Here is a 15060-nt window from a genome sequence, read left to right as displayed (position 1 = left end):
CTGAAATCGGCTCTCGACTTTTGCCGCTTGGGGCCGCAGGTTGCAAGGCCCCCGCTTCGGGGCAGGTTGGGAGGAGACATCATCATGGCGCAGATTCAGGAAGGCGAACGCCTGCCGGAGGCGACCTTCACGGTCATGACCGCCGAAGGCCCGAAGCCCGTCACGACGAAGGAGTTCTTCGGCGGACGCAAGGTGGCTTTCTTCGCGGCGCCCGGCGCCTTCACGCCGACCTGCGACAAGGCCCATCTGCCGAGCTACGTGGCCAACGTCGAGAAGTTCAAGGCCAAGGGAATCGACGCGGTGGCGGGCACCACCGTCAACGACGTCTTCGTCCTCGACGCCTGGTCGAAGGCCAGCGGCGCCGACGGCAAGGTGACGCTGCTCGCCGACGGCTCGGCGGCCTTCGCGAAAGCCGTCGGGATGGATCTCGACCTGACCGCCCGCGGATTGGGCCTGCGCTCGAAGCGCTACGCCATGCTCGTCGAGGACGGGGTGGTCAAGAAGCTGCTCGTCGAGGACGTCCCCAGCGAAGCGACCTGCTCCACGGGCGGCTTTCTGCTCGACCAGATCTGATCCCGCCCTCTTGCGCAGGGAGAAGCGCGCTCATGCTGCGTGATCCGGCCGCGCCGCCGCGCGGCTTGAGCGTCGGCCTCTTCGGCGGGTCCTTCGATCCGCCGCACGAGGGGCATCGTCTGGTGGTGGAGACGGCCATGCGCCGCACCCGCCTCAAGCGGCTGTGGGTTCTGGTCACGCCGGGGAATCCCCTGAAGCCGCGTCCGCCCGCCGATCTGGAACGCCGCATCGCGGCCTGCCGCGCCCTGATGGCGGGGATTCCCGGCGTGACGGTCACCGGCGTCGAGGAGCGCCTCGGCGCGCGCTACAGCGCCGACACGCTGGCGCATCTGCGGCGGCTCTATCCGCGAACCCGGTTCGTGTGGATCATGGGCGCCGACAATCTCGCCCAGTTCCACAAATGGGAGGACTGGGCCTGGATTCTCGAAAACTTTCCTCTGGCGGTGGTGGCGCGTCCGCAATCGGTGGTGAAGGCGGGGCTGTCGCCCGCCGTGCGCCGCTACGCCAGGGCGCGGCTCTCCGAGGAGGAGGCGCCGCTGCTGCCTTTCCTCGAGGCGCCCGCCTGGGTGCTGCTGGCGCGAGGCCCGACCTCCAGGCTCTCCTCGACGGCGCTGCGCGCGGCGGGCAGCTGGCCCTGAGCCTCGCCCGTCCCGACGCGCTCACCAGCGCGCGTGAGGATGCTGCACCTGAAGTCCGAAGACCGGCGGCTGACCGGGAACCCGCATTTCTCCGACCGGCGAGACCGGCGCCACGGGCATGCGTCCGAGGAAGGACGGCGAACACTGGATGAGCCGCGGCGCATACCAGCAGGGATCTCCCGGAGAGCCGCCCGGAGGCCGGGCCGAAGCCGCGGAGGACAGGGCGAGCGGGAGGGCCAGAACCGCGGCGGCGCCGGGAAGCGTGAAGATCCGGAACATGGCGAGGCGCCTTTCTTGTCGTGCGATGGAAGGAGGGCGCGGCCGCATCTCCGACGTCGGGTCCGGAGGCCCCTCAGAACCCCGGCGGCAGCGGCTGCGGATTCAGCCGACGCAGATCCACGGGCGGAATCGGCTGAGGATTGAGCGCGCGGGCGTCGACGGGGGGAATCGGCTGCGGGTTCAGCCAGCGCAGTTCCACAGGCGGCAGCGGCTGCGGATTCAACTGCGACCAGACGGGCGGGGTCTGGGCGAAGACGGATCCCTGGAAGGGCTGGGCCGCGACGAAAGGCGCGAAGGTCGAGGCGAAGACGGCGCCGAGAACAGCGGATCTCCGGAACATGGCGGTCTCCTTCGGGTGAGGGGCGAGGGGCGGGAGGGATCCCGGCTCGCCTCTGCGATCAACCTTGGGGAGAATTTACGGCGGAAACAAGACCGCAAAAGGAGAAGATTCAGGCCGCAAGAGGGCCTTTCCTCGACGCCGCGCCCGGATTCGAGGGCGCCCCGGGCCTCCCGTCGGGCGGAGGACCGGAGCAGGCCGAGCCTCAGCCCGGCAGGTTCAGCCGCTTCCAGATGGCGTCCACGCGCGCCTTGGTTCCGGAATCCATGTCGAGCTTGCGGCCCCATTCGCGGTTCGTCTCGCCTTCCCATTTGTCGGTCGCGTCGAGCCCGATCTTGGAGCCCAGACCCGAAACCGGAGAGGCGAAATCGAGATAATCGATGGGGGTGTTCTCCAGCATGGTGATGTCGCGGGCGGGGTCCATGCGGGTCACGACGGCCCACCAGACGTCCTTCCAGTCGCGAGGGTCGATGTCCTCGTCCACCACGATGACCCATTTCGTATACATGAACTGCCGCAGGAAGCTCCAGGCCCCGAGCATCACCCGCTTGGCGTGGCCCGGATAGGCCTTGCGCATCTGGATCACCGCGATGCGGTAGCTGCAGCCCTCGGGGGGAAGCCAGAAGTCCAGGATCTCGGGGAACTGCCCCTGGAGGAGCGGAATGAAGACCTCGTTCAGCGCCTCGCCGAGGATGGCGGGCTCGTCGGGGGGGCGCCCGGTGTAGGTGGTCAGATAGATCGGCTTCCGGCGCATGGTGATCGCGCTGACGGTGAAGACCGGGAATTCCTCGACCGAATTGTAATAGCCCGTATGGTCGCCATAGGGGCCTTCGGGGGCGGTCTCGTCGAGGCTCACATGGCCTTCGAGCACGATCTCCGCCTGAGCCGGAACCTTCAGAGGCACCGTCTTGCAGGGGACCAGCTCCGCCGCCTTGCCGCGCAGCAAGCCCGCGAAGTGATATTCGCTGAGGGTGTCCGGCACGGGCGTCACGGCGGCGAGGATCACGCCGGGATCCGCCCCGATCACCGCCGCCGCAGGCAGAGGCTCGGGCCGCGCGGCCTTCCAGCGCCGATGATGCTGCGCTCCGCCGCGATGCTTGAGCCAGCGCATGATGAGCTTGTTCTTGCCCAGCTTCTGCATGCGGTAGACGCCGAGGTTGAAGTTGTCCTCCTTGCCTTCGCCGGGGCCTCTGGTCACCACGAGGGGCCAGGTCACGAGCGGCGCGGGTTCGTCGGGCCAGCAGGTCTGGATGGGGATGCGGTCGAGGTCGACCTCCTCGCCCTGGAGAACCACCTCCTGAGCGGGCGCCGAGCCGCCGAGCAATCCGCCGCCGCCGATGGTTTTCGGCTTCATGCCGAGGACGGTCTTCGCCAGAGGCAGCATGCCCATGGCCTCGCGCAGGGAGCCGGGCGGCTCGGGCTGGCGCAGGAAGGCGAGCAATTCGCCGACTTCACGCAGGTCTCGGGCGGTGCGCCGCTCCTTGCCGCCGAGCGTCACCGCGCGGGCGACGCGCTCCACCGTGCCGAAGAGATTCGCGAGCACCGGCATTTCGGAGGGGCGTCCGTCGGCGTGGACCGTGTTCTCGAAGAGCAGCGCCGGGCCGCCCGCATGGAGCACGCGCTTGTGGATCTCGGTGATCTCGCGATCCAGGGACACCCGCTCGCGGATGCGCACCAGCTGGCCTTCGGCCTCCAGACTGTCGAGGAAATCGCGCAGCGAGCCGTAAGCCATGGAGAGCCTCCCTTTGGAATCCTCAGGGAGTCTTACCGGGCCCGGCGGCGGAAGGGGAGGGGGATCAGGCGGCCTTGTCCTGGGCGAGGGCCAGCAGACTCGCGGCGGCCTCGCGGGCCTGAGGCGTGATGGTCTCGCCCGCCAGCATGCGGGCCAGCTCCTCCAGCCGCGCGACGCCCGTCAGGGCCTCGACCTCGGTGCGGGCGGCGGGGCCTTCGGGCGTCTCGACCAGACGCTTGCTGATGCGCCAATGGTCGCGGGCCCGGGCGGCCACCTGAGGCGAATGGGTCACCGCCAGAGCCTGCCCCGCCTCGCCGATCTTCTGGAGCCGACGCCCCACGGCGTCGGCGGCGGCGCCGCCCACGCCGCTGTCGATCTCGTCGAAGATGAGGGTCTTGGGATCGTCCGAATCCGCGAGCCGCGCCTTGATCGCCAGAAGGAAGCGCGCCAGCTCGCCCCCCGAGGCGATCTTGTCCAGAGGCCCCGGACGCGAACCCGGATTGGTCGCCGCCTCGAAGCTCACGCGGTCCTGACCCTCCGGCCCGGCCTGGGCGGGGTCGGAGTCGATCTTCACGCGGAATTGGGCGCGCTCCATGCGCAGGGGCGCGAGCTCCTCGGCCACCGCCGCCGCGAGCGCCTCGCCCGCCTTGCGCCGCGCCGCGCCGAGCTCTCCGGCGGCGAGGGAATAGGCCTTGCGGGCGGCTTCGGCGGCCGCGTCCAGAGCCTTCAGACGCTCCTCGCCCGCCGAGATGAAGGCCATCTTCGCCGCCAGAGCCTCGCGGAGCTTCGGCAGATCCTCCACCTGGGTCTGATGCTTGCGCGCCAGCCCCCGCAGCGCGAAGAGCCGCTCCTCGGCCTCCTCCAGACGGCGCGGATCGAAGGCCAGGGATTCCAGAGCGCGGTCCACCTCGCGGGCGGCTTCGGACAGCTCGGCCAGCGCGCGGTCGAGCGCCGCGAGCGCCGGATCCAGCAGAGCCTCGGCTCGGGGCGCGGCGCCCTCCAGCCAGCGGAGGGCCTCGGCCATGCGCCCTTCGGCGCCCTGAGCCCCCAGAAGCTCGGCGGCTCTGGCCACGTCTCCGGCGATCTGCTCGGCGCGGCGCAGCCCCCGGCGGGTGGCGTCGAGGGCTTCCTCCTCGCCCGGTCGGGGCGCGAGGTCGTCGAGTTCTTCGAGGGCGTGGGAGATGAAGTCGACTTCCCTGCGGGCTTCGGTCAGGGCGGCTTCGGCGGCGCTGCGGGCGGCTTCGGCCTCGCTGCGGGCGCGCCAGAGCCGCCGGACCTCCGTCAGGCGGGGGCCGTTCGCCGCATAGAGGTCGAGGAGACGGCGATGTCCCGCCGGATTCAGCAGGCCCCTTTCGTCGAACTGGCCATGGATCTCGACCAGCAGGCTCCCCGCCGCCTTGAGCGCCGCCAGACTCGCGGGCTGATCGTTGAGGAAGGCGCGTCCCCGGCCCTCCGCCGAGACCACGCGCCGCAGGATCAGCGGCTCTCCGGGCTCCCAGAGATAGCCCTGCTCCTCGGCCCAGGCCCGGACGGGATGCGTTTCGGGGATCTCGAATTCGGCCATGGCCATGGCCTGGGCCGCTCCGACCCGCACGACCTCGGCGCCGCCCCGCCCGCCCAGAGCCAGCCCGAGCGCGTCCAGAAGGATGGATTTGCCCGCGCCCGTCTCGCCCGTCAGCACGCCGAGACCTTCGCGGAAGCTCAGGTCCAGCGCCTGGATCAGCACCACGTCGCGAATGACGAGCCGTCGGAGCATGGCCAGGCGGCCCCCGCAGGATTGAGGTCGGGACGGGAGCGCCAGGACTCGGGCGCTCCTGATCTTCATAGCCTCAGGCGGCGGCGGCGCAAAGCGGGTTTCGCCTTTCAACCGCCTTCCGGACGCCTTTCGTGCGCGCTCAGAGGATCTCGCCCTCGATCACCTGACGGTAGATCCTGCGCAGCCAGGAGCCCGATCCCATCTCCGGCGAGAGGCCCTGGCCCTGAAGCAGGGCGTAGGAGGCCTGATACCACTCGGAGCCGGGGTAGTTGTGGCCGAGCACCGCCGCCGCCGACCGCGCCTCGCTCACCACGCCGAGCCGCAGATAGGACTCGACGAGGCGATGGAGCGCCTCGGGCACATGGGTCGAGCCCTGATGATTCTCGACCACGTTGCGGAAGCGGTTGATCGAGGCGAGGTAGTCGCCGCGCGCCAGATAGAAGCGGCCGATCTCCATCTCCTTGCCCGCCAGATGGTCGCGCACGAGGTCGAGCTGGACCTGGGCCTCGCGGGCGTAGGGCGTGCCGGGATGCCGCAGGATCACTTCTTCGAGGGCGGTCTGGGCCTCTTCGGTCACCGACTGGTCGCGGCCCACGTCCACGATGCGCTCGTAATAGGACTGCGCCACCAGATAGCGCGCATAGGCCGTTTCGGGATCGCTCGGATAGAAATCGACGAAGCGGTCGGCGGCGAGGATGGCCTTGTCGTATTCCGCCGCCTCGAAGGAGGCGAAGGCCGACATGATCATGGCCCGCTTGGCGTAGGGCGAATAGGGATGCAGGCGCTCCACCTCGTCGAAGAGCGGCGCCGCGGCGCGATGATTCCCCGCGTTCATGAGGGCCTCGGCGCGGCCGAAGATCGATTCGGGCGATTCGTCGGGACGGGCGAGGCGGGTGTCGGTTCCGCTCGTGAACCAGCCCGTGGCGCCTTCATAGGCGTCGCGCGCGGTCTGGCAGCCGGTCAGCGCCGTCATGAGGAGGGCCGCGGCCCCGAGCTTCGCCACGGAACGCGCGCTGGAAGTTAGCGCCATGTGTCTCGCCTCCGGATCATCGATACTGAACGGGCTGAGCGCCCCAGGGCCTGGGGAGCGGCCGACGCCTCCAGCCTCGCGCCCCGATCTCGCGCCCCAATCTCGCGCCGGAGCATAAACATCTCCTCTTCGCGCGTCGACTCCCGCGAAAATTCGCAGGCTGACCATCCGGAGGAGCGCCCCGCAGGAGATCCCCGCAGGCGCAGGCGCGCGGGAATCCCGGGACCGGAAGCCTCAGGCGCTGACGCGCAGCCCGGCGGCGGCCGGAAGGCTGTCGAGCAGCGGCGCCGTCAGCGGCAGGGCGTCGGGCAGCACGGCCCCGCGCGCGCCCTCGACGCTCTCGAAGCGCCAGAGATGCGGCGCCGCGAACAGAGCCCGCAGCAGGCGGTTGGTCATGTCGTGGCCGGCCTTCTCGCCGATGTAGCGCCCGAGGATCGGCGCGCCCGCAAGGGCCAGATCGCCCACGGCGTCGAGCATCTTGTGGCGCACGAATTCGTCCGGCCAGCGCAGGCCGCCCGGATTGAGCACCCGTCCGCCGTCCACGACGACGGCGTTCTCCAGCGAGCCGCCGCGGGTGAGGCCCATCTCGCGCAGCTTCTCGATCTCGAAGAGCCGTCCGAAGGTGCGGGCCGCGGCCAGCTCCTCGACGAAGGCGTCTCCCGTGAGGTCGAGCGCGATCTCCTGACGTCCGATGGCCGGATCGGGGAATTCGATCAGGAAGCGGCCCTCGAAGCGGGCGCAGGGCTCCAGGCGGGCGAGCTTGCCCTCATGGCGGACCTCGATGGGCGCCAGGATGCGGATCGCCTGCAGGGGGGCGTCGGTCTCGGTCAGGCCCGCCGCGAGGATCGCCTCGACGAAGGGACGCGAGCCGCCGTCCATGATGGGGACTTCCGGGCCGTCGATCTCGATGAGGACGTCGTCCAGGCCGCAGCCCGCCAGAGCCGCCATGAGATGCTCCACCGTGCCGACGCTTCCGCCCTGGGCGTTGGTCAGCCTGGTGCAGAGCCGCGTGTCGGTCACGAGGTCGTAGCGGGCGGGGATGAGGGCGGCCTCGCCCTTGAGGTCGCGGCGACGGATGAGATATCCGGTCTCCGGCGCGGCGGGGCGCAAGGTCAGATGGGCGGGCGCGCCGCCATGGACGCCCACGCCCTGCATGTGGATAGGCCGTTGCAAGCTCCGCCGCATGATCTCGATCCCTCGTCCGTGACGCCGTAAACCGGTCTTGTTCAGTCGGCACCATGACCGCGCGGGCGCGTCGGGACAAATCACGGATCATGTCGAAATATGACAGGATCCGCGATGCGCCGAGCGAAGGGATAGGGCGGGAGTCAGCGTTTGCGGAAGGCGTCGAGGCTGACCACCTGGCCTTCGCCGGAGGGGGCGGGCGCGGGATCGGGCGGAGAGGAAGGCGGATCGGGCTCCTCCTCGAAGACGGCTTCGGCGTCGTCGGGCGATTCCGAGGCGGGGATCTCGAAGCCGAACTTCGCGGTCGGATCGACGAAGCGCGTCAGGGCCTGGAGCGGAACGACGATGGTTTCGGGCGCGTCGTCGAAGCTGAGCCCCACCGAAAAGCGGTCGGAGGCCACGGCCAGATCCCAGAACTCGTTCTGGAGGACGATGGTGATCTCTTCGGGATATTGCGCCTTCACGCGGGCCGACATCACGACTCCCGGATGATCGGTCCGGAAGGTGATGTAGAAATGCGTTTCGCCCTGGAGGCCGTGCTCGGCGGCGTGCGCGAGGATCCGGCGCGCCACGTCCAGAAAGGCGTCGCGCATGATCTCCCTGTAGTTCAGCGTGTCCCCACCCATGACTCCTCCGGGAGTTTCTTCCTGCGGCTCTGATCTTTCACCGATGACCGGATGACGCAAATGAAAAGGCGCCTTCCGGCGCTTCACGGGGGATTCTGTCGCATTTGCGCCGCGCCCGGCCGTAGTCGGAGGAATCCGGGCGCGGCCGTCGGGAGGGGCTCAGAAGCCGGCGATGGCGTCGAAGTCGATCTTCTCGGCGTAGGCGCGCTTCTCCTCGGCGGAGGCCGAGCCGTCGATGGTGACGAGGGCGCGGTTGGCGACGACGATCTGGAATTCGCCTTCGGAGGTCTCCACGCCGCGATGACGCCCGAAGCGGGCGCTCTTGCCCATGGAGGCGGTCATCTGCGGATTGCCGACGATGGCCGCGAACTGCATGACCATGGGCGAATCCAGGATGATCGTGACGCCGACGGAGTCGGAGGTCGCGGTCTTGACGTAGCTGCGCGAGATGGTGGTCCCGCCGCCGAACATGGCGGCGGCCATGCCCATGCCGGCGGAATCTCCGTCTTCGGCGGTCCAGCCCTCGAAGGCGGCGGGCAGAACCTCGGAGAGGGTGGCGGCGCGCTGCTCGGAGATCAGCTGGGACGCCGTGTCGAGGGAGAATTTCGTCTCCGCGAGATCGCCCGCCTCATAGGCTTCGAGCGCGGCCTGGATGGCGTCCTTCACGTCGTCGGCGAAGGCGGCGGGCGGGGCGGCGAACAGGGCGGCGGCGAGGAGGAGGGCGGGTCTGGCGCGCATGGGTCGGAGACTCCTGAAGCGGGAAGAAGCCCCGTCCTGGAAGGACGAGGCGCCGGATCAGGCCTCATGCTAGCACAAGATTCTCCTCAGGGGAAATCTCGCCCGGATATCTCCCCTGACGTGCGTCGACCCTGAAGTCTCGCCCCCCTCATGCGCCCCGCGCCACGGCCCGGGCGCCCCCCTTTTCATGCGCCTCGCGCCACGGCGCGGGCGCCCCCCCCTCTTCACGCGCCCCGGGCCACGGCCCGGGCGCCGATATCGCGGCGATGGAAGCCCTCGGGCCAGTCGATGAGGTCGACGGCGGCGTAGGCGCGCTTCTGAGCCTCGGCGGCGGTCGCGCCCAGAGTCGCGACGCTCAGCACGCGCCCGCCCTCGGCGATCAGGCGCTCGCCCTCGCGCCTGGCCCCGGCGAGGAAGACCAGAGCTCCCGAGGCCTCGGCCTTCTCGACGCCCCGGATCTCGCTGCTGCGGACGTAGTCGCCGGGATAGCCCTTCGCCGCCATGACCACCGCGAGACAGGTCTCGGGGCTCCAGGAGAGCGAGACCTCGTTCAGCCGCCCCTCGGCGACGGCCAGAAGCGCGGGCAGAAGATCCGACTCGAGCCGCGGCATCAGCGCCTGACATTCCGGATCGCCGAAACGGGCGTTGATCTCGATGAGGCTGGGCTCTCCGGCCTCGATCATCAGCCCCGCGAAGATCACGCCGCGATAGGGCGTCCCGCGCTTCGCCATCTCGCGGGCGATGGGCCGGATGATGCGCTCCATGGCGCGCGCCGTGACGGCCTCGTCCAGCACGGGGGCGGGCGAATAGGCGCCCATGCCGCCGGTGTTGGGGCCCTGGTCGCCGTCATGGGCGCGCTTGTGGTCCTGGGCGCCTGCGAGGGGAACGGCCGTCTCGCCGTCCACGAGGGCGAAGAGGCTGGCCTCCTCGCCGGTCAGCACCTGCTCGACCACCACCTCGGGCTTGCCGAAGCCGCCGCCGAAGATATGCCGGAGCGCCGCCTCCGCCTCTGCGAGCGTGGCCGCCACGGTCACGCCCTTGCCCGCCGCCAGTCCGTCGGCCTTGACGACGATGGGCGCGCCCTCGGCCTGCACGTAGGCCAGAGCGGGCTCCAGAGCCTCGAAGCGCCGCCAGCGGGCGGTCGGGGCGCCGCAGGCGTCGCAGATCTCCTTGGTGAAGCTCTTGGAGATCTCCAGTTGAGCCGCCGCGCGGCTCGGGCCGAAGACGCGGAAGCCCGCCGCCGTCAGACGATCCGAGACCCCCGCCTCCAGAGGCGCCTCGGGGCCGATCACCACCAGGTCGATCTTCTCGGCGCGGGCGAAGGCCTCGACCGCCTCGGGATCCAGCGGATTCACCGCGGCGGCTTCGACGCCCTCCGGCAGCGAGGCGCCGTTCGCGCTGCGCCAGAGCTTCGTCGGCAGAGGGCTTTGCGCCAGCTTCCAGCAGAGCGCGTTTTCGCGGCCTCCGCCGCCCAGCACCAGAATCCGCATGATCTCGCCCCCTCCGTCAGCCATTCGCGCAAGGGTGTAGTGCCTCCGGCGCGGAGGTTAAAGAGGCGCGATGTCGCCTTCGGCCCATCGGGCGCGGGTCTCGGCGGCGAACTCCGCGAGGCTCCCGGCTTCGAGGGCCGCCCGGATTCCCTGCATGAGGTCCTGATAATAGGTCAGGTTGTGCTGGGTCACGAGCATCGAGGAGAGGATTTCGCCCGTCTTGTAGAGGTGATGATGATAGGCGCGGCTGAAGTCGCGGCAGGCGGGGCAGGCGCATCCCTCGTCGATGGGGCGAGGGTCGGCCTTGTGGCGGGCGTTCTTGACGTTGAGCGGCCCGCGCCGCGTGAAGGCCTGTCCGTTGCGGCCCGAGCGGGTCGGCAGGACGCAGTCGAACATGTCGATTCCGCGCTCCACCGCCCCGAGGAGGTCGTCCGGCTTGCCGACGCCCATCAGATAGCGCGGCTTGTCCTCGGGGAGCATCCCGGCGCAGAAATCGAGGGTGGAGAACATCAGCTCCTGGCCCTCGCCCACCGCCAGACCGCCCACGGCGTAGCCTTCGAAGCCGATCTCCGTCAGGGCCTTGGAGGATTCCTCGCGCAGATCCTTATGCACCGAGCCCTGCTGAATCCCGAAGAGCGCATGGCCGGGACGATCCCCGAAGGCCTCGCGCGAGCGCTTCGCCCAGCGCATCGAGAGCCGCATGGAGGAGGCCGCCCCCGCCTCGTCGATGGGCCAGGGGGCGCATTCGTCGAAGGCCATGACGATGTCCGAGCCGAGCTTGCGCTGGATCTCCATGGAGGTCTCGGGGCTGAGCATGTGCTCGGAGCCGTCCACATGGCTGCGGAAGCGCACCCCTGATTCGTCCAGCCTGCGCAGTCCCGCGAGGGACATCACCTGATAGCCCCCCGAATCGGTCAGGATGGGCCGGGGCCAGTTCATGAACCTGTGCAGCCCGCCGAGCTTCTCCATGAGGTCGGCGCCGGGCCGGAGCATCAGATGATAGGTGTTGCCCAGCAGGATCTCGGCGCCCGTGGCGCGGACCTCCTCGGGGCGCATGGCCTTGACCGTGGCCGCCGTGCCCACCGGCATGAAGGCGGGCGTTTCGATCGAGCCGCGCGGGGTCTCGATGCGTCCGCGCCGGGCGGCGCCGTCGCGGGCGAGGAGGGTGAAGCGAAAGGCCGCAGGGTTCATCTTCTTGATTTCGACAGGGTTGCGGAAGAGGCCGGGTTCCGGAACCGGATGGGGCTTGCTAACATGGCCCGCCCGCCGATTCCGTCGCCCCCTCCATACGATGCGGGAGGCCGCGGCGAAAGGGCGAAGGGCGTTTTCGGAACATGGGGAAGGCTCCGGGGAGGGAGGGACCCTCAACCAGGCGTGGAGGCGCGAGCGGCACATGAGCCTCGCCAAGGATCTTGCGGAAGTCTGGGACGAAGCCGAGGCGCGGCGCGGTCGGCGCTGGGCCTGTCCCGAACTCGACGCGCCCGCCACGGCGCTGGTCGTGGTCGGCCTGACGCGCGGCCTCCTCCAGGAGGCGCCTCATGCGCAGGGCGCTCTGGCGCGGATCGAGGCTCTGGCGGCGGCGCTGCGGCTGGTGGGAGGAAAGGCGCTCTGGGCGCGGCCCGACGATTCCTCCGTGCCTCCCGGTCTGGCTCTGGCGCAGGGCGCGGCCCGCGCGACGGCCGCTCAGGACGAATTCGCGCCCGGAATCCCCCGACGTCCCGGAGATTTCGTCGTGCGGGCCCGTCCGCCGAGCCTCTTCTTTCCCGGCGCGAGCCTCGCGCCCCATCTGCTGCGCGACGCGGGGATCTCCACGCTGATCTTCGCGGGCGGGCTCACGCATCTGGAGGTGGAATCCTCGCTGCGGGACGCCGTCTGCGCCGGATTCCAGTGCGTCGTGGCGGCGGATTGCTGCCTCGACCGCACGCCCGAGGCGCATCTCGCTTCCCTGCGGGCGATGCACCGCAGCTTCGCCGACGTGCGCCCCACCCATGACCTCGTGACGCTGTTGCGGCGCAACATCGGCCTGAGCCTCCATGAGGTGGACGACGTCAACGAGGCGGCGGCCTCGGCGGTGGCGGCTTCGGCCTCGGCGCTGCCCTTCGCGCCCGCCCTCGGCACGCCCGAACCCCGGTCGCCCGACCCCATGTCGCCCGAGCCCGGAGCCTCCGAGAGGGTCGGCGCGCGGATCGCCGCCGCCTGGGCGAAGGCTCCGCCGCCCGAGCCTCCTCCGCCCGCCCCGGCGCGGGAAGCGCGGCGAGAGGCGCCGCCGCAGCAGGAGCCGGAGGACTCCGCCGAAGAGCCCTCCATGGAGGCGATCCTCGCGGAGATCCTGGAGTCGGAGGAGTTCCGGCGCGTCAGCGGCGCCCGGGCTCCGGAGCGCGCCCCCCCGCCGGAGCTCCATCCGGAGCCGCGTCCGGCCGAAGCCCGTCCGGCGCGCCGCGCGCCGGAGCCGCCGGGCCGGGCCTTCGGGCCTCAGGCCGGCGCCATGGACGAAGCGGCCGCGCGCGCCTATATTCCTCTGGAGAACTTCCTCGCATCGGAACCGGACCCATCCAAGCCATGACCGAGTCCATAGACCGCTCCGAACCCGCCGCCCGCTCCGGGGAGGAGGCTCAGGAAGCCTCCCGGGAGAGCGCGGAGGCGGCTGGCGTCTTCGATCCGCCCGAAGGGTCGCCGCTGCTCGCGCCCTCCAGCGTGGAGCACCCGGTCTTCCCGGAGATCGAGGCGGCCCTGCGCACCATCTACGATCCCGAGATCCCGGTGAACATCTATGATCTGGGGCTCGTCTACGCCATCCTCATCGACGCCGAGGGCGCGGTGAAGATCGAGATGACCCTGACCGCTCCGGGCTGTCCGGTGGCGGGGGAGATGCCCGGATGGGTGGTGGACGCCGTCGAGCCGCTGCCGGGAATCCGCCAGGTGGAGGTCGATCTCGTCTGGGATCCGCCCTGGACCATGGACCGCCTCACCGACGAGGCGAAGCTCGAACTGGGCTATCTGTAAGGCAAGGAGATAGGCCATGAGCCTCATGATTCCCGGAAAGGCCTTCCTCACCCTGACGCCCCGCGCCACGAAGCGCATCCGCGCCATGGCCGAAGAGAAGGGCGTCTACGCCCTGCGCCTCGGCGTGAAGAAGGGCGGATGCGCGGGCATGGAATACGCCATGGAGGAGGCCGCCGAGCGCAAGCCCGGCGAAGAGCTCATCGAACAGGACGGCGCCCGCGTGCTGGTCTCGCCCATGGCGGCGATGTTCCTGCTCGGCTGCGAGGTGGATTACGAGACGGGCCTTCTGGAATCGGGGTTCAGGTTCCGCAATCCCAATGTGGTGGACAGCTGCGGATGCGGCGAATCGGTGAAGTTCTCGGGCCAGCCCGAGCCCGCCGCCGACGACATCCAGGATTGCGGCCGCTGAAGGAGTCCCGCCCTTCTCCATGAAGGGCGCCGACGCCCCGCCGCCGGGACCGCACAATCCCATCAGGACGCCGCGCCGCAGGAGCGCGGCGTTTTTTATTCGTCGGTCAAGAGACTGGGAATATTGAGGATTCCATCTTCCGGATCCCTCCGCCCCTTGAACCTCCTCCCTATCCTTCCGATTTACATCCGACGGCGTCGAAGGCCGCTCCGGCCGCCCGAGACGCATCCGGCAACGACCATCATGGAGGACCGTCCGATGAAGGGTCTGGCGCTCTGGCTTCTGGGGATTCCCATCCCGATCATCATCCTGCTCTATCTCTTCTTCTTCAACTGAGAGCAGGCGGAGGGCCGCGCGGGCGAGAGCCCGGCGGCCTTCCCTGAGTCAGGCTTCGGGCGGCTGGGGATGGGCTTTGGACACGGCGTCCAGCGCCTTGAGCCGCTCCAGCAGAGCCTCGATGCGGTCGAGCCGCACCATGTTGGGCCCGTCCGAGGGGGCGTTGTCGGGATCCTGGTGGGTCTCGATGAAGAGGCCCGCCACGACGCCCGTCGCCAGGGCCGCCCGGGCGAGGGTCTCGACGAAGCGGCGCTCGCCGCCGCTGGAGCCGCCCTGTCCGCCGGGCTGCTGCACGGAATGGGTGGCGTCGAAGATCACGGGGGCGCCGATCCCGGCCAGAACCGGCAGGGCGCGCATGTCCGAAACCAGGGCGTTGTAGCCGAAGGAGACGCCGCGCTCGGTGGTCAGCACGTTCGGATTCCCCGAGTCCGAGATCTTGGCCACCACGTTGCGCATGTCCCAGGGCGCGAGGAACTGGCCCTTCTTGACGTTCACCACCTTGCCCGTGCGGGCGGCGGCGACCAGAAGATCCGTCTGGCGGCAGAGGAAGGCCGGAATCTGGAGCACGTCCACATGGGGCGCGACCAGAGCGCATTGCTCTTCGGTGTGGATGTCGGTCAGCACGGGCAGGCCGAGGGTCGCGCGGATCTCGTCGAAGATCGGGAGGGCCGCCTCCAGCCCCGCGCCGCGCCTGCCGCTCAGCGAAGTGCGGTTGGCCTTGTCGAAGCTCGACTTGTAGACCAGTCCGATTCCGAGCCAGCCGCAGATCTCCTTGAGCGCGCCCGCCATGTCGAGGGCGTGCTGACGCGATTCGAGCTGGCAGGGTCCGGCGATGAGCGCGAAGGGGGCGGCGGCGTCGAAGACGACGCCTCCCGCCGCGACGCGCGAAGAGAGAAGGGTCATGAACGCTCCCATCATCAAGCAAGAA

Annotated in this window: 16 protein-coding genes; 5 read left to right on the top strand and 11 right to left on the bottom strand. The window is 69.9% G+C overall.

Annotation, left to right across the window (positions count from 1 at the left end; genetic code table 11):
• Positions 1-84: 84 nt before the first annotated feature.
• The gene (locus tag PHN62_RS00535; RefSeq protein WP_300144768.1) at positions 85-573 is read left to right on the top strand and encodes a peroxiredoxin; all 489 of its coding nucleotides are present in this window, start codon (positions 85-87) and stop codon (positions 571-573) included.
• A gap of 32 nt (positions 574-605) precedes the next feature.
• Positions 606-1211, top strand: a complete 606-nt coding sequence (locus PHN62_RS00530; RefSeq protein WP_300144765.1) for a nicotinate-nucleotide adenylyltransferase — start codon at positions 606-608, stop codon at positions 1209-1211.
• A gap of 21 nt (positions 1212-1232) precedes the next feature.
• Here the strand turns inward: PHN62_RS00530 and PHN62_RS00525 are convergent, their stop codons facing one another.
• The 10 genes from PHN62_RS00525 to tgt all read right to left on the bottom strand — a co-directional run bounded on the left by PHN62_RS00525 (position 1233) and on the right by tgt (position 11575).
• Positions 1233-1490 (bottom strand): hypothetical protein, encoded by a 258-nt coding sequence (locus tag PHN62_RS00525; RefSeq protein WP_300144762.1) that lies wholly within the window; start codon positions 1488-1490, stop codon positions 1233-1235.
• A 73-nt stretch (positions 1491-1563) separates the two neighbouring features.
• On the bottom strand, positions 1564-1830 hold the full coding sequence (locus PHN62_RS00520; RefSeq protein ID WP_300144761.1) for a hypothetical protein: 267 nt from the start codon (positions 1828-1830) through the stop codon (positions 1564-1566).
• Between the two features lie 202 nt (positions 1831-2032).
• Positions 2033-3559 carry a UbiD family decarboxylase gene (locus PHN62_RS00515; RefSeq protein ID WP_300144759.1) on the bottom strand — a complete coding sequence of 509 codons (1527 nt, stop codon included), beginning with the start codon at positions 3557-3559 and terminating at the stop codon, positions 2033-2035.
• A 64-nt stretch (positions 3560-3623) separates the two neighbouring features.
• The gene (recN, locus tag PHN62_RS00510) at positions 3624-5315 is read right to left on the bottom strand and encodes a DNA repair protein RecN (protein ID WP_300144756.1); all 1692 of its coding nucleotides are present in this window, start codon (positions 5313-5315) and stop codon (positions 3624-3626) included.
• A 139-nt stretch (positions 5316-5454) separates the two neighbouring features.
• A complete protein-coding gene (locus tag PHN62_RS00505; protein WP_300144753.1) occupies positions 5455-6345 on the bottom strand; it encodes an outer membrane protein assembly factor BamD in 891 nt (296 codons plus the stop codon).
• Positions 6346-6579: 234 nt separating this feature from the next.
• Positions 6580-7530, bottom strand: a complete 951-nt coding sequence (gene lpxC, locus PHN62_RS00500) for a UDP-3-O-acyl-N-acetylglucosamine deacetylase (protein ID WP_300144751.1) — start codon at positions 7528-7530, stop codon at positions 6580-6582.
• A gap of 143 nt (positions 7531-7673) precedes the next feature.
• Positions 7674-8156, bottom strand: coding sequence for a ClpXP protease specificity-enhancing factor SspB (locus PHN62_RS00495; protein WP_300144748.1), 483 nt, complete (start codon positions 8154-8156; stop codon positions 7674-7676).
• Positions 8157-8315: 159 nt separating this feature from the next.
• Positions 8316-8894 (bottom strand): hypothetical protein, encoded by a 579-nt coding sequence (locus PHN62_RS00490; protein ID WP_300144746.1) that lies wholly within the window; start codon positions 8892-8894, stop codon positions 8316-8318.
• A 224-nt stretch (positions 8895-9118) separates the two neighbouring features.
• Complete coding sequence (gene purD, locus PHN62_RS00485) at positions 9119-10384, bottom strand: phosphoribosylamine--glycine ligase (RefSeq protein ID WP_300144743.1); 1266 nt, start codon at positions 10382-10384, stop codon at positions 9119-9121.
• A 57-nt stretch (positions 10385-10441) separates the two neighbouring features.
• Positions 10442-11575 carry a tRNA guanosine(34) transglycosylase Tgt gene (gene tgt, locus PHN62_RS00480; protein ID WP_300144740.1) on the bottom strand — a complete coding sequence of 378 codons (1134 nt, stop codon included), beginning with the start codon at positions 11573-11575 and terminating at the stop codon, positions 10442-10444.
• Between the two features lie 202 nt (positions 11576-11777).
• On the opposite strand from tgt, the gene PHN62_RS00475 reads away from it, so the two are divergent.
• From PHN62_RS00475 to PHN62_RS00465, 3 genes are read left to right on the top strand one after another with little or no spacing between them, the layout of a single operon-like run.
• Entirely contained in the window at positions 11778-12947 is a 1170-nt protein-coding gene (locus tag PHN62_RS00475; RefSeq protein WP_300144738.1) for a cysteine hydrolase, read from the top strand.
• Positions 12944-13387 (top strand): DUF59 domain-containing protein, encoded by a 444-nt coding sequence (locus PHN62_RS00470; protein ID WP_300144736.1) that lies wholly within the window; start codon positions 12944-12946, stop codon positions 13385-13387. Before PHN62_RS00475 ends, PHN62_RS00470 begins: the two co-directional genes overlap by 4 nt.
• A 16-nt stretch (positions 13388-13403) precedes the next feature.
• Positions 13404-13796 carry an iron-sulfur cluster assembly accessory protein gene (locus PHN62_RS00465; RefSeq protein WP_300144733.1) on the top strand — a complete coding sequence of 131 codons (393 nt, stop codon included), beginning with the start codon at positions 13404-13406 and terminating at the stop codon, positions 13794-13796.
• Between the two features lie 384 nt (positions 13797-14180).
• Here the strand turns inward: PHN62_RS00465 and kdsA are convergent, their stop codons facing one another.
• Positions 14181-15035, bottom strand: a complete 855-nt coding sequence (gene kdsA, locus PHN62_RS00460) for a 3-deoxy-8-phosphooctulonate synthase (RefSeq protein WP_300144730.1) — start codon at positions 15033-15035, stop codon at positions 14181-14183.
• Positions 15036-15060 lie beyond the last annotated feature (25 nt).

The organism is Neomegalonema sp. (assembly GCF_028688855.1).
Taxonomy (GTDB): Bacteria; Pseudomonadota; Alphaproteobacteria; order Rhodobacterales; family Rhodobacteraceae; genus Neomegalonema.
The sequence above is the reverse complement of the archived record's forward strand: the minus strand, read 5'-3'. Positions and strand labels throughout refer to the sequence as shown.

Coding starts and splice junctions, on each gene's coding strand:
- PHN62_RS00535 (WP_300144768.1), top strand. CDS start 85: ATGGCGCAGATTCAGGAAGGCGAACGCCTGCCGGAGGCGACCTTCACG.
- PHN62_RS00530 (WP_300144765.1), top strand. CDS start 606: ATGCTGCGTGATCCGGCCGCGCCGCCGCGCGGCTTGAGCGTCGGCCTC.
- PHN62_RS00525 (WP_300144762.1), bottom strand. CDS start 1,490: ATGTTCCGGATCTTCACGCTTCCCGGCGCCGCCGCGGTTCTGGCCCTC.
- PHN62_RS00520 (WP_300144761.1), bottom strand. CDS start 1,830: ATGTTCCGGAGATCCGCTGTTCTCGGCGCCGTCTTCGCCTCGACCTTC.
- PHN62_RS00515 (WP_300144759.1), bottom strand. CDS start 3,559: ATGGCTTACGGCTCGCTGCGCGATTTCCTCGACAGTCTGGAGGCCGAA.
- recN (WP_300144756.1), bottom strand. CDS start 5,315: ATGCTCCGACGGCTCGTCATTCGCGACGTGGTGCTGATCCAGGCGCTG.
- PHN62_RS00505 (WP_300144753.1), bottom strand. CDS start 6,345: ATGGCGCTAACTTCCAGCGCGCGTTCCGTGGCGAAGCTCGGGGCCGCG.
- lpxC (WP_300144751.1), bottom strand. CDS start 7,530: ATGCGGCGGAGCTTGCAACGGCCTATCCACATGCAGGGCGTGGGCGTC.
- PHN62_RS00495 (WP_300144748.1), bottom strand. CDS start 8,156: ATGGGTGGGGACACGCTGAACTACAGGGAGATCATGCGCGACGCCTTT.
- PHN62_RS00490 (WP_300144746.1), bottom strand. CDS start 8,894: ATGCGCGCCAGACCCGCCCTCCTCCTCGCCGCCGCCCTGTTCGCCGCC.
- purD (WP_300144743.1), bottom strand. CDS start 10,384: ATGCGGATTCTGGTGCTGGGCGGCGGAGGCCGCGAAAACGCGCTCTGC.
- tgt (WP_300144740.1), bottom strand. CDS start 11,575: ATGAACCCTGCGGCCTTTCGCTTCACCCTCCTCGCCCGCGACGGCGCC.
- PHN62_RS00475 (WP_300144738.1), top strand. CDS start 11,778: ATGAGCCTCGCCAAGGATCTTGCGGAAGTCTGGGACGAAGCCGAGGCG.
- PHN62_RS00470 (WP_300144736.1), top strand. CDS start 12,944: ATGACCGAGTCCATAGACCGCTCCGAACCCGCCGCCCGCTCCGGGGAG.
- PHN62_RS00465 (WP_300144733.1), top strand. CDS start 13,404: ATGAGCCTCATGATTCCCGGAAAGGCCTTCCTCACCCTGACGCCCCGC.
- kdsA (WP_300144730.1), bottom strand. CDS start 15,035: ATGACCCTTCTCTCTTCGCGCGTCGCGGCGGGAGGCGTCGTCTTCGAC.